At 69.4% G+C, this 13,102-nt stretch carries 10 protein-coding genes; 7 read left to right on the forward strand and 3 right to left on the reverse strand.

The features are described from left to right. Positions 1–40: 40 nt before the first annotated feature. Positions 41–1,351, reverse strand: a complete 1,311-nt coding sequence (locus AB0M67_RS37465; RefSeq protein ID WP_365752102.1) for an N-acetylmuramoyl-L-alanine amidase — start codon at positions 1,349–1,351, stop codon at positions 41–43. Between the two features lie 127 nt (positions 1,352–1,478). Between AB0M67_RS37465 and AB0M67_RS37470 the strand changes: the two genes are divergently transcribed. From AB0M67_RS37470 to AB0M67_RS37485, 4 genes are all read left to right on the forward strand, one after another. After that, positions 1,479–2,231 carry a TIGR03089 family protein gene (locus AB0M67_RS37470; protein ID WP_365752104.1) on the forward strand — a complete coding sequence of 251 codons (753 nt, stop codon included), beginning with the start codon at positions 1,479–1,481 and terminating at the stop codon, positions 2,229–2,231. A gap of 268 nt (positions 2,232–2,499) precedes the next feature. Then, positions 2,500–3,798: an LCP family protein gene (locus AB0M67_RS37475; RefSeq protein ID WP_365752105.1), complete on the forward strand. Its 1,299-nt coding sequence runs from the start codon at positions 2,500–2,502 to the stop codon at positions 3,796–3,798. A 222-nt stretch (positions 3,799–4,020) separates the two neighbouring features. Then, a complete protein-coding gene (locus AB0M67_RS37480; RefSeq protein ID WP_365752106.1) occupies positions 4,021–5,847 on the forward strand; it encodes an LCP family protein in 1,827 nt (608 codons plus the stop codon). A gap of 45 nt (positions 5,848–5,892) precedes the next feature. Further along, positions 5,893–7,635, forward strand: a complete 1,743-nt coding sequence (locus AB0M67_RS37485) for an LCP family protein (protein WP_365752107.1) — start codon at positions 5,893–5,895, stop codon at positions 7,633–7,635. Positions 7,636–7,706: 71 nt separating this feature from the next. Here the strand turns inward: AB0M67_RS37485 and AB0M67_RS37490 are convergent, their stop codons facing one another. Then, positions 7,707–8,741, reverse strand: a complete 1,035-nt coding sequence (locus AB0M67_RS37490; RefSeq protein WP_365752109.1) for a glycosyltransferase family 2 protein — start codon at positions 8,739–8,741, stop codon at positions 7,707–7,709. Positions 8,742–8,997: 256 nt separating this feature from the next. Here AB0M67_RS37490 and AB0M67_RS37495 point away from each other — a divergent pair, with 256 nt between their 5' ends. Beyond that, positions 8,998–10,548, forward strand: a complete 1,551-nt coding sequence (locus AB0M67_RS37495; protein WP_365752172.1) for an LCP family protein — start codon at positions 8,998–9,000, stop codon at positions 10,546–10,548. A gap of 73 nt (positions 10,549–10,621) precedes the next feature. Here the strand turns inward: AB0M67_RS37495 and AB0M67_RS37500 are convergent, their stop codons facing one another. Continuing rightward, on the reverse strand, positions 10,622–11,176 hold the full coding sequence (locus AB0M67_RS37500; protein ID WP_365752110.1) for an acyl-CoA thioesterase: 555 nt from the start codon (positions 11,174–11,176) through the stop codon (positions 10,622–10,624). Positions 11,177–11,348: 172 nt separating this feature from the next. Between AB0M67_RS37500 and AB0M67_RS37505 the strand changes: the two genes are divergently transcribed. Together AB0M67_RS37505 and AB0M67_RS37510 are read left to right on the forward strand one after the other, a co-directional pair. Beyond that, complete coding sequence (locus AB0M67_RS37505; protein WP_365752111.1) at positions 11,349–12,608, forward strand: LCP family protein; 1,260 nt, start codon at positions 11,349–11,351, stop codon at positions 12,606–12,608. After that, on the forward strand, positions 12,608–13,051 hold the full coding sequence (locus AB0M67_RS37510; protein WP_365752112.1) for a cytidine deaminase: 444 nt from the start codon (positions 12,608–12,610) through the stop codon (positions 13,049–13,051). Before AB0M67_RS37505 ends, AB0M67_RS37510 begins: the two co-directional genes overlap by 1 nt. Positions 13,052–13,102 lie beyond the last annotated feature (51 nt).

Consider the following 13,102-nt stretch of genomic DNA (forward strand, 5'->3'; position numbering starts at 1 on the left):
ACGCGCACACAGAACCGACCAGTGTTCGCGACCGCTCGCGTCAGCGGCGCTGGTATCCGCCCGCCGACTTGCGTACGGCGCTGAGCTTCCCGTAGAGCCGGTTTCCCGGGCAGTCGGTGGAGAATCCGTCCCGGTGCCCGGAGATGGCGTTGAGCCTGACCTTTCTGCCCTTGCCGTACTTTCCGCTGCCCCCGGATGTCAGCGTGACCTTGCCGCGTGCGTTGACGCCGTGCAGTCCGAGCTTCCACGCGGCGAGCTTGGCGACGGCGGTCGTCGCGGCGGTACGCGGATTCGTGCCGCCGTACGTTCCGAGGACGGCGATGCCCACGCTGTTGGTGTTGAAACCGAGGGTGTGGGCGCCCCGTACGGGCCTCGTCACTCCCCCGGCGCGGCCTTCGTAGACGTTTCCGCACTTGTCGATGGCGAAGTTGTAGCCGATGTCGCGCCAGCCACTGCTCTTGACGTGGTAGCGGTAGATACCGCGCAGGACGGAGGCCGCTTGCTTGCAGCTGTAGTTGTTGCCCGTGGCGCTGTGGTGGACGAAGGCCACCTTGACGGTCCTTGAGTATCCGAGCTGCTTCTCGCGGAGCCTCTCGTCCGCGCCCCAGCCCTTGCGCGAGATGATGCGCGGGCGCGGTCCGGCGTACGACCTCGCGGAGCCGGGGAGACCGGGCGGTGTGCCGGCCCTGGTCGGCGGCGCGTACGCGTCCTCGGGTGCGGGCCAATCGCCGCTGCCCTCGGGGGAGATGGCGGTGTCGGGTACGGGCTCGCTGTCGCCCTGGGCGTCCTGAGCGCCTTGGGGATCCTCTCCCGGGTCGATCAGTTCGAGCCGTAGCCCGCGCGGCAGCGGTGCGTGTGTCCGTCCGCTCCCGTCCTCCTCGGCGGCCCGTACGCGCAGTTCCACACCGTCCGAGCCACCGACCCAGAGCGGGGCGGTGGAGCCGCGTGTGTGGCCCGAGTCCCCCTCCGTCGTACCGAGGTCGGCGCCGTGCTCGTGGTTGTGCGTCTCCAGCTCCTGCCAGTCGGACCAGAGGTGTGAACCGGCCGCGCGGGTACGGACCTGGACCGTGCCGTGAAGTTCGGCGTCGGCGTCGTCCCAGACCACTCCGAGCAGCGAGAAGGGACTGACGTCGCGCCGGGTCACGCCCTGTTCCGCGGCGGCGCCCAAGGACCGGTCCGAGCCGACCGCGCTCAGGGGGAGCGACTGGGTGGAGCCCGGTTCGGCGGGCGTCCCCGTGTGCTGTGTGGCCTGTGGGACTTGTGGGGCGGCCATCGCGCCCGACGGGGAGAGCGGGAGGACCAGGGCGGCGGTGCACGCGACGCCGATCGAGGTTACAAGTGAGGCACGCATGTGCCGATCCTGGGTGCGACCCGACCACCACGCCCGTCGGGAAAACTGACGGCCCGTCGGTCCAACCGGTGTACCCCGTCACCGGTACGGCGGCGGCCGTCCGGCTCCCCGGCGTACCCTTTCCCGGGTGAACTCCAGCGACCGTACCCCCGCCGACCTGCTGCGATCCGCTCTCGCCACAGACCCGGCCCGCCCCTTGGTCACGTTCTACGACGATGCCACCGGTGAACGCGTCGAATTGTCCGTGGCCACCTTCGCCAATTGGGTGTCCAAGACCGCGAATCTGCTCCAGGGTGATCTCGCCGCCGCGCCCGGCGACCGGCTCGCACTGCTGCTTCCCGCGCACTGGCAGAGCGCGGTGTGGCTGCTCGCCTGTTCCTCGGTCGGTGTGACGGTCGAGATCGGTGGTGATCCGGCCGACGCCGATCTGGTGGTCAGCGGCCCGGACACACTGGACGCGGCGCGCGCGTGTCATGGCGAGCGGGTGGCGCTCGCGCTGCGTCCGCTGGGCGGCCGTTTTCCGCAGCCGCCCGAGGGCTTCGTGGACTACGCGGTCGAGGTGCCGGGCCAGGGCGACCAGTTCGCGCCGTTCGCGCCGGTGGATCCGGACGAGTCCGCGCTGATCGTCGGCGGTACGGAGCTGTCCGCGGCCCAACTCGTGGCGCGCGCGGGCGCGGACGCCGTGGAGCGCGGTCTCACGCCGGGCTCGCGGCTGCTGTCGGGGCTGGCGTACGACAGTTGGGACGGGCTGTCGGCCGGGCTGTACGCGCCGCTGGCGGCGGGCGGATCCGTTGTGCTCTGCCGTAATCCCGGGAAGCTGTCGGCGGAGGCGCTCGAACAGCGCGTCACGAGCGAACGCGTGACCGACAGGGCGATGTGACGCGTGGCGGGTGGGCAAGACCTCTATCGGCCAAACCTGCCCGCCCTCGCGGGAAGTACGGAAGTGGGGGCGCTCCAGCTGAGAATCACCTGAGAAAGCACCCATACAAAGCATATTATCCGGCACATAACGGACCCTGTATCCAGGGTCGTCGCTCAACCTCGGTTACGTGATCGGCGATACCTGCGACCCGTGGCACAACCAAGCGCGGTGCTCGCCCGTCTACCCCTGCAACCGGCGACCCAGTGCGTCGCCGACGCCTTGAAGGATGGACGCAGACGTGACCGACAGTGCTGGCACGGCGACCGAACCGGACACCGAGTCCGGCAGACAGCCGTCGACCGGAGCGCCCGGGCCCGAGGGCGAGGACACCGAAGCCGCCGCCCCGCCCGCGGGCCCCAACCCCAAGCGCCACTGGCTGCGTTGGGTCGCGCTGGGTACCTCCGTCGCCATCCTGGCCACCGCCGGAGCCGGCTGGTGGTTCTACCGGAAGCTCGACGGAAACATCACCACCGACACCTCCGCGGCCGCCGAGTTGCACACGTACGAGAAGGAACGCCCCACCCCGGTCGCCCTCGACGCGCAGAACATCCTGCTCATCGGCTCCGACAGCCGCTCCGGCGACGGAAACAGCAAGTACGGGCGGGACGACGGCGGTTCGCAGCGCTCCGACACCACGATCCTGCTGCACCTCGCGGCGGACCGGAAGAGCGCGACGGCCATGTCCATACCGCGCGACCTGATGGTGGAGATACCCAGCTGCGCCAAGCCCGACGACACCCGGAGCCAGGCCCGGTTCGCACAGTTCAACTGGGCGTTCGAGACCGGCGGTGCCGCCTGCACGATCCGTACGGTCGAGAAGCTCACCGACATCCGCGTCGATCACCACATGGTGGTCGACTTCAGCGGCTTCACGGACATGGTGAACGCGGTGGACGGGGTCGAGGTCTGCCTCGACGAGCCGGTCAAGGACGTCCAGGCACGGCTCGAACTGCCCGCGGGCCGGCAGACCCTCGACGGCGAGCAGGCCCTCGGCTTCGTACGGGCCCGCCATGGCATCGGCGACGGCAGTGACACCCAGCGCATGGACCGCCAGCAGCGATTCCTGGGGGCGCTCTTCAAGAAGGTGCAGAGCAATGGGGTGCTGCTCAATCCGGCCCGGCTCTATCCGGTGCTGGACGCGGCGACGAAGTCCCTCACCACCGACTCGGGGCTGAACTCTCTCAGCGACCTTTACGAACTGGCACGCTCCATGCGGAGCGTACCGATGGAAAAGGTGCAATTCCTGACCGTGCCGCGACAGCCGTACGTCCAGGACCCGAATCGCGACGAACTCGTCCAGCCCGCCGCGAAGAGCCTCTTCGAGCAGCTGCGCGAGGACAACCCCGTTTCGCTCTCTCCGGACGAGACGGCCACACAGGACAAGAAGAACGAGGAGAAGAGTGACGACTCCGTGAAGACTTCGGGGAATGGCAGCGACGGCGGCAGCGGCACCCCGGCGACGGGGAGCCCTTCTCCGGCCCCCACTTTCCAGGGTTCAAACGCCGCGGAGGGCATGTGCGGGTAAAGCCGGACCCAAAGGCAGCTCTTCAGTCCATGAAGATTGGGCAGATTGCCCGCTTGTAAGGGATGAGGAATTTGTCACTGGCGTCGCTCGACGTCGAACTGGACGGATAGTGTGACGCGATCCGGTGCATCCGGCCGCCAGGTCGCGCACTACAGGATCGAAAGACCGAGCGTCTTCGGGGGAAGGCGCCTCGCGTGGCACCGACGGAGGATTCAAGCAACCGTGGATGCGCATAGCCGTGGACAGGCGGACGAATTCGACCCCGCCGACCAGTGGGTCCTCAACCCGCAGACCGGTAACTACGAACTGCGACTGGACCACTCCACAGGGCAGCCGCCCGCCGCCCCCCAGCCTCGTGGCTCCAGAAGAGCGGGCGCTCCGCGCAAGGAGCCCGCGCGCCCTTCCGCCGACGAGGGACCGCGGACGCGAGAAGAACCGCGCGTGGAATCCCGCGCGGATTCGCGTACGGAACCCCGTTCCGGGGGGCGCGGTCGCGGTGGGCCGCGCGCCAACGTACCGGGCCAGCGGAGCCGTCGCGCGGGAAAGGGCCAGGCCGAGGCGGCGAACACCGCCGTCGGCCGCCGCAAGCGCAAGCCCCAGAAGTCGCGCAAGAAGAAGGCGCTGGTGTGGACCGGCGGTGTGATGGCGTTCCTCCTCGTGGGCCTCACCGTCGGCGGGTACTTCGTCTACCAGCACTTCAACGGCAACATCGACACGATCGACGTGCAGGGCGCGGGCAGTGGCGGCTTCAAGAAGGACCAGCCCGTCAATATCCTGCTGATCGGCACGGACAAGCGGACCGGCGCGGGCAACGAGGGATACGGCGACACGGGAAGCGTCGGCCACGCCGATACGACCCTGCTGTTCCATGTCTCCAAGGACCGTACGAACGCGACGGTGCTCTCCATCCCGCGTGACCTGATCACCGACATCCCCGACTGCGAGACCAACACCTCCGAGGGCAAGAAGGTCATCCCGGGCACCTCGCAGGCGCGCTTCAACACCAGCCTCGGCCAGGACGAGCGGGACCCGGGCTGCACGATGCTCACGGTCAAGGAGCTCACCGGGCTCACGGTCGACCACTTCATGATGGCCGACTTCAACGCGGTCAAGACGATGTCGACCGCGGTGGGCGGTGTGGAGGTGTGTGTGGCCAAGGACGTCGACGACCCGAAGTCGCATCTCAAGCTGAGCAAGGGCACCCACACCATCGAGGGCGAGCAGGCGCTCGCCTTCGTCCGTACCCGGCACGCCTTCGGCAACGAGAGCGACCTGACCCGGATCGAGACCCAGCAGCAGTTCCTCAGCTCGATGATCCGGAAGATGAAGTCGGGCGACACGCTCACCAGCCCCAGCAAGCTGTTCAAGCTGGCGGAGGCCGCGACCGACGCGCTGACGGTCGACACCGGCATCGGCAGCATCCAGAAGCTGAGCGATCTGGCCATGGAGCTGGCGAAGGTCGACCCGAAGAACATCACCTTCACGACGCTGCCGGTGCTCGACAATCCGGCGGAGGTCGTCAAGGCCACGGTGGTGGTCAATGAGGCCAAGGCCGACCCGCTGTTCTCGATGATGCAGAACGATGTCTCCCTCACCGAGGTGCAGCAGAAGGAGGAGGCGGCGCAGAAGGCCGCCAAGAGCAAGCAGGAAGCGCTCCTCAAGGGGACCAAGGCCGACGCGTCCGACGTGCGGGTCGATGTGTTCAACGGCGGTGGTCCGCAGGGCTCCGCGCAGGAGACGCTGAGCTGGCTGCAGAACACCGAGGGCGTACTGAAGTCCACCAACAAGGGCAACGCCCCCGCGGATGTGGCCAAGACGACCCTGGAGTACGCGCCGAACCAGGCCGACCAGGCACGGGCGCTCGCGGAGATGATGGGGCTGCCCGCCACGGGGATGAAGCCGGGCACCGTGGACGCCGAGGGGCTTGAGGCGATGACGCTGACCCTCGGAAAGGACTTCAAGGGCGCGGGAGTGCCCATCACCGGAGCGGCGAAGGCGCCGGAAGGTGTGCAGAAAGTGGAAGCGGACAAGCAGGTCTGCGCCAAGTAACGCCGGAGCGCCGGCCCATACGGACGGCCTGAAGAGGGAGTCTGGATGGGTCAGAGCAGCGTACGACGGGAGGGGGCGCGCCAAGGCGTCTCGCACGCCGGGGAGTTGGGCTGGGACGACAGCCTGTACGACGGCGGGGGAGCACGGCCGGACGGCGCGCCCGCGGAGGGCGGCCCCGGCGGCGGACACGCAGACGGGAGCGGCGACGACGACAGCGCCGGCCCGGGCCGGCCCGGTAAGAACGGGCGCGGCAAGGGCGGGCGCGGTGGCAGAGCGCGCGGACGCGCGAAACGCGGCCCCTGGCGAATACTTCGCTGGGTCGCCGCCGGGCTGTCACTGCTGCTGCTCGGGACGGCCGGCGCCGGCTATCTCTACTACCGGCATCTCAACAGCAATATCCGCAGCGGCGAGCGCAGCAACGGCACCAGCGGCCTGGACAAGCCCGCGGCCAACTCGGCTGGCCAGACCCCACTGAACATCCTGCTCATCGGGTCCGACAGCCGGGCCGACCCCGAGAACGTCAAACTGGGCGGCAGCAAGGACACCGCGGGCAACCCGCCGCTCGGCGACGTACAGATGCTCGTCCATGTCTCCGCCGACCGGAAGAACGCCTCGGTCGTGAGCATCCCGCGTGACACCCGGGTCGACATCCCGGAGTGCAAGGACGCCGACACCGGCAAGACCTATCCGCGGACCAACGCCATCATCAACGAGACGCTGGCCCGCGGCGGCCCCGGCTGCACCCTGTCCACCTGGGAGAAGCTGACCGGCGTCTATATCGACCACTGGATGACGATCGACTTCGCGGGCGTCGTGAAGATGGCCGACGCGATAGGCGGTGTCGATGTCTGCGTCAACGACAACGTCTGGGACCGGCCGCTGCCCGGCGTCCCGGGAGGCTCGGGGCTGAAGCTCACGAAGGGCACGCACCAGATCCAGGGCAAGCAGGCGCTCCAGTGGCTGCGTACCCGGCACGCCTTCGAGAGCGACCTCGGCCGCGCCAAGGCCCAGCACATGTATATGAACTCGATGATCCGCGCGCTCAAGTCGCAGAGTGTCTTCACCGACACCCCTCGGCTGACCGGTCTCGCGGAGGCGGTTACGAAGTCGCTGGAGGTCTCCGAGGAGATCGACACGGTCAAGAAGCTGTTCGATCTGGCCATGCAGCTCAAGAGCGTGCCGACGAACCGTCTCACGATGACGACGATGCCGACCGTGCAGGATCCGCAGGACGTGAACCATCTGGTCGCGGCCGAGACGGACTCCCGCAAGCTGTGGGCGATGCTCCGCGACGACGTGGCCTTCGACAGCAACGGCGACAAGGCGGAGAGCGGCAAGAAGAAGCCGGCCGAGTCGGCCACGAAGGACCCGTCGGCGGAGCCGGGCGACACCGGCGTGATCGTACGCAACGGCACGGGCGGCGCGCAGAGCCCGGTGCCGCGCCGCGCGGCCGATATCGCGAGCACGCTCAACGGCAAGGGCTACACCCTGGCCAAGGCCGACTCGCGGCAGACCCCGCAGGAGACGAGCACGGTCAACTATCCGAGCGCGGACATGGAGGGGGACGCCCAGGCGGTGGCCAAGGCTCTCGGCATTCCGCTGACGTCGGTGACGAAGTCGACGGACGTCTCGGGGGTCACGGTGGTCGTGGGCGCCGACTGGCGCAGCGGCTCGTCCTTCCCGAAGGAGGCCGAACCGGAGGCGGGCGGCGTCCCGGACACGGCGGACGCGCTCAACGGCGCGAAGAAGGACGCCTGCATGGACGTCTACGCGCCGTACCGCTTCTAGAAGGCTCCGCGGAGACATGAGCGCCGTCCGGTGGTGGTCCGCCGGACGGCGCTCATGTCTCTGTCGGCGAGTTACGCCTCGACCGGCTGCGCGGCCGGGCGGCGGCTCGCGATGACCTTCTTCGCCAGCGACCGCGGGCTGGTCAGAAAGCCGTAACCCCACGACATGTGCATGGTGGCCAGCGCCACCGGGATCTGTAGCCGGGCCTTCGGCGACAGTCCCTTGCCCGCCGGGACGGAGCCCGCCGCGATCGCGGCGAGATAGCCGGCCGGTACGACCAGGCCCCAGGGCGTCAGCAGGGCGCCGACCAGGATGCCCGCGGCGATGGCGCAGACGGCCGTCGGCGGGGCGAGATAGCGCAGATTGATCGAGCCCGAGTGGTAACGGGCGACGACATGGCGCCAGCGCCCGTAGTCCTTGTACTGCTTGGCGAGCGCCCGGACCGAGGGCCGCGGACGGTACTGGACGCGCAGCTCGGGCGAGAACCAGATGGCGCCGCCCGACTCGCGGATACGGAAGTTCAGCTCCCAGTCCTGGGCGCGGATGAACTCCTCGTTGTAGCCGCCCTGCCGCTCCAGCGCCTCACGCCGGAAGACACCCAGATACACGGTTTCGGCGGGCCCGGCCTCGCCTCCGGTGTGGAACGCCGCGTTGCCGACGCCGATCTTCGAGGTCATGGCGGCGGCGACCGCGTTCTCCCAGTCGTTCTCGCCCTCGGCGTGCATGATGCCGCCGACGTTCTGCGCGCCCGTCTCCTCCAGGAGCCGGACGGCGGTCGCGATGTAGTTCGGCGAGAGCATCCCGTGCCCGTCGACCCGTACCACGACGGGGTGCTTGGACGCCTTGATCGCGGCGTTCAGCGCGGCCGGGGTGCGGCCGGTCGGGTTGGGTACCGTCTTGACGCGGGCGCGCTCATGGGACGCGGTCTCCCGTACCAGCTCCGCGGCGATCTCGTCCGTACGGTCCGTGGACGGGCCGAGCGCGATCACCACCTCCATCTCGCCGTCGTACTCCTGCTCCAGGATGTGCCGGACGGAGTTCCTCAGATGGCGTTCCTCATTGAGCACCGGCATGATCACGGAGACCGCGGGCGGCAGGGCAGGCATGTGGTCCTTCAAGGGTCCTTCGGCGGCGGTATGACGGCCCACGTTACCGCGAACGGGGGACAGCGACGCGCGCCGCCCGGTTGCGGCCCGGTGTCGCTGATCGTATGGGCCTACCGTGCACACGGTCCCCTCACCACCCCCTTCACGCACGATCCCTGTTCACGCGGAGGTGTTTCCCGTGCCCACGCCGCCCCGCACCACCCGCCGCCCGGCCCCCTCCCGGCGGCCGGGGACACCGCAGCGGCCACGCTGGGGAATGCGGATGGCGACGACCCTCTCCGTACTCGTTCTGGGGGCCGGCGGGATCGGCCACGCGGTGATGACCAGCCTCGACACCGGCATCGACCGGGTCGATCCGTTCAAGGACATGAAGAACCGCCCGTCCGCGGGCCACGGTCTCAATCTCCTGCTGGTCGGCACGGACGGCCGTGACAAGATCACGGAGGAGGAGCGGCAGAAGTACCGGCTCGGTGGCGAGCCCTGCCACTGCACCGACACGGTCATGCTGGTGCATCTGTCCGCGAACGGTGAGCGCGCCAGCGTCGTGAGCGTGCCGCGCGACAGTTACGCGGAGCTTCCCGAACACACCGACGCGGCCACCGGCAAACGTCATGAGCCGCACGCGGTGAAGCTCAACGCGGCGTACGCGGAGGGCGGGCCGCATCTGACGGTCAGCACCGTCGAACGCATGACGGGGGTGAAGATCAGCCACTATCTGGAGGTCGACTTCACCAGCTTCATGAAGACGGTGGACGCCCTGGGCGGCGTCGAGATCTGTACACCCCGGGCGCTGAAGGACTCGTACACCGGGCTCGATCTGGCCCCGGGCACGCACAGCATGAACGGCGGCCAGGCGCTCCAGTACGTACGGTCGCGGCATATCGACGGCGCGGCCGACCTCGGACGGATGCAGCGCCAGCAGCGCTTCCTGGCCGCTCTGATCGAGCGGGCCACCAGCAGCGGAGTCCTGTTGAACCCGGTGCGGTTCAAGGAGGTCTCCTCGACCATGCTCGCCTCGGTACGGGCGGACGCGGGTTTCGGTACGGAGCAGCTGCTCGCCCTCAACGAGGCGATGCGCGGCTTCTCGCCCTCCTCGTCGGAGTTCACGTCGGTGCCGCTGGTCGGTGACGGTGTCTCGGTCAAGGGGGTCGGCGCCACGGTGAAGTGGGATCCGGTGAAGTCGCGGGAGCTGTTCCGCGCGCTGCGCGAGGACAGACCGCTGGCATCGGCGCACGGACCGGCGGCCCCGCGGCCGGCCGCCTCGCCGGCGGCCTCGGAGGCGGCGGCCCCGCAGTCGGCCGCGGGGCCCGAGCCGGGACGGGAATCGGGCTCGGGACGGGAATCGGGCTCGGGACCGGACTCGGCGAAGCAAGGGGAGTCGGCGAAACAGGCGGAGCCGACCGGGAAGGGCGAGTCGGCCGAGCCGGCCGAGTCCGCCGAGCCGGTCGATGTGATGCCGCAGGACATCCGGGTGCAGATCTACAACGGCACGCGAACGGACGGACTCGGCAAGCGGATCGACGACGGTCTGCACGCCGCCGGTTTCAACACGACCCGTACCCCGCTCAACTCCGACGGGCCGGACCTGCGGCGCACGGTCGTGATGTACGACCCGCGCTGGGACCGCTCGGCCAAGTCCCTGGCGGCGGCGCTGCCAGGCAGCGAACTGCGCGCGGTGAAGCAGCAGGGCGCGACGCTCAAGGTGATGGCGGGCACAGACTTCACGGCGGTGAGGCCGGTACGTGCGCAGGACGCTCCCAAGGGCCGGTTCGGCGCGACGACCGGCGACCAGATGGTCTGCCCGTAGCCAGGGCCGCCGGGGAGCCGGGGAGCCGGGGAGCCGGGGAGCCGGGGAGCCGGGGAGCCGGGTGCGCCGCTGATCAGCGGTGGTCGTCGATGCCCTCCGCCGCGCGCTTCGCCCGAAGCTCCGTGATCGCCCGTCGCCGGGCGAGCCGGTGTGTGCGCCGGATCTGCGCTTCCTGGAAGCGCCGCTTGTCCCGCTCCGTCTCCGGGATCACCGGGGGTACGGTCCGGGGCCTGCCGTCCGCGTCCACGGCGGCGAAGACCAGATAGGCGCTGCCGACCTGGGTCGCCGGGGTGGACTCGTTCCAGCGCTCGGCCATGACCCGTACGCCGACCTCCATCGAGGACCGCCCCGTCCAGTTGACCTGGGCGCGGACATGGACGAGGTCCCCGACCCGTACCGGCACGAGGAAGACCATCTCGTCCATCGAGGCGGTGACCGCGGGGCCGCCGGAGTGGCGTCCCGCGACGGCGCCCGCCGCGTCGTCGACCAGCTTCATGATCACGCCGCCGTGCACCGTACCGAGGAGGTTGGTGTCGCCGCCGGTCATGATGTGGCTGAGCGTGGTGCGCGAGGCGGAGGTGGGCTTACCCGGAATATCGCTATCCGGGGGTGGGACCTGAGCTGTCATGTCGTCCACCCTATGCGGGGGCTCTCCCGGACCCCGGGGGGAGCCCGGGTGGTCACCCTGGGCGACACCAGTGCCCCGGCGTGGTCCGCATTGCATCAGCTTGGCAACAGCACCGACCCGATTTCCCACCTCCCCTGTCTGGCGCGGGGCCCGGACCGGCACACTGTTCCGCATGAATGATTGGCCCGATGGATGGACCGGCGACCGCCGCGAGCGGAGCAACCGCTACGGGCGCGGCAGCGCGGGCGCGCAGCCCGAGGGCGCGCGCGTGATGCCGCACGTGCAGCCCCGCGGTGTCCCTCAGCAGTCCCAGGGGTACGACCGGGGCCATGAGCCCGGGTACGACAGCGGGTACAACACGGGCCAGGTCTACGGCTCGCCCGCCGGCGGCGGCGGTGGACAGGGCGGCTACGGCGGTCCGCCGCCCGGCGCCCCTCGCGGGCCGGGGCAGGCGCCGGACTGGCGCCGCCGTATCAAGGTCGGCGCGCTGGCGCTGGTCGTGGTGGTCCTCGTCGTCTCCATCGGCACCTACTTCTGGGCGGACGGGAAGCTCAAGCGCGAGGTCGATCTCTCCAAGGTCATCGAACGGCCGGAGGCGGGCGACGGCACGAACTATCTGATCGTCGGCTCGGACAGCCGCGAGGGCATGTCCGACGAGGAGAAGAAGAAGCTCCACACGGGCTCCGCCGAGGGCAAGCGCACCGACTCGATGATGATCCTGCACGACGGGTCGAACGGTCCGACGCTGATCTCGCTGCCGCGCGACTCGAACGTGACGATCCCGTCGTTCCGCGGCTCCGAGTCCGGCAAGATGTTCCCGGCCACGGGCCGGCAGACGAAGCTCAACGCGGCATACGCCGAGGACGGCCCCGAACTGCTCGTCCGTACCGTCGAGTTCAACACCGGCCTGCACATCGACCACTACGTCGAGATCGGCTTCGCGGGCTTCGCCAATATCGTGGACGCGATCGGCGGGGTGGAGCTGGACATCCCGAAGGCGTTCAAGGACAAGAAGTCCGGCGCCGACTTCCAGGCGGGCAAGCAGACCCTGGACGGCGAGCAGGCCCTCGCCTTCGTACGGACGCGGTACGCCTTCGCCAACAGCGACCTGGACCGTACGAAGAACCAGCAGAAGTTCCTCGCGGCCCTGGCCGCGCAGACGGCGACGCCCGGCACGATCCTCAACCCGTTCGCGTTCTATCCGACGATGAGCGCCGGGCTGGACACGCTGATCGTGGACAAGGACATGTCGCTGTGGTCCCTGGGCCAGATGTTCTTCGCGATGAAGGGCGTCACGGGCGGCGACGGAACGTCCATGAACATGCCGATCTCGGGCAGCGTGGGCGGCAATCTGGTCTGGGACAAGGCCAAGGTCAAGGAGCTGGTGAACCAGCTGAACAACGACGAGAAGGTCACGGTCACCGGTAACTGATGTCCACTTCTTCCGCACCGGTGCCCGGTGTGCCCGGTACGCCCGCTGTCGGTGATGAGCCGGTCGACCACGAACTGATCGAGGCGGCGGCGGAGATCGCCAGGACCAGGTCCCGCGGCGACCATCACACGATGGCCGCCGCGGCCCGCGCCGCCGACGGCAGCGTCGTCACCGCGATCAACGCGTACCACTTCACCGGGGGCCCCTGCGCCGAAATGGTCCTCGTCGGCTCGGCGGCGGCGCGGGGCGTCTACGACCTGGACACGATCGTGGCGGTGGGCGACCGGGACCGGGGGGTGGCGCCGCCGTGCGGCCGGTGCCGGCAGTTCCTGTTCGACTACTTCCCGGACCTGAAGGTCATCGTCGGCGCGGGCGACCGGCTCCGCACCGTACGGATCTCCGCGCTCCTGCCGGAGACCTATGTCTGGGCGGACCACCAGTAGTCCGTCACAGACGGACATCGCGTACAACCTTCCCCCTAAACCAAGGGTCGA

The organism is Streptomyces sp. NPDC051662 (genome assembly GCF_040681655.1).
Taxonomy (GTDB): Bacteria; Actinomycetota; Actinomycetes; order Streptomycetales; family Streptomycetaceae; genus Streptomyces.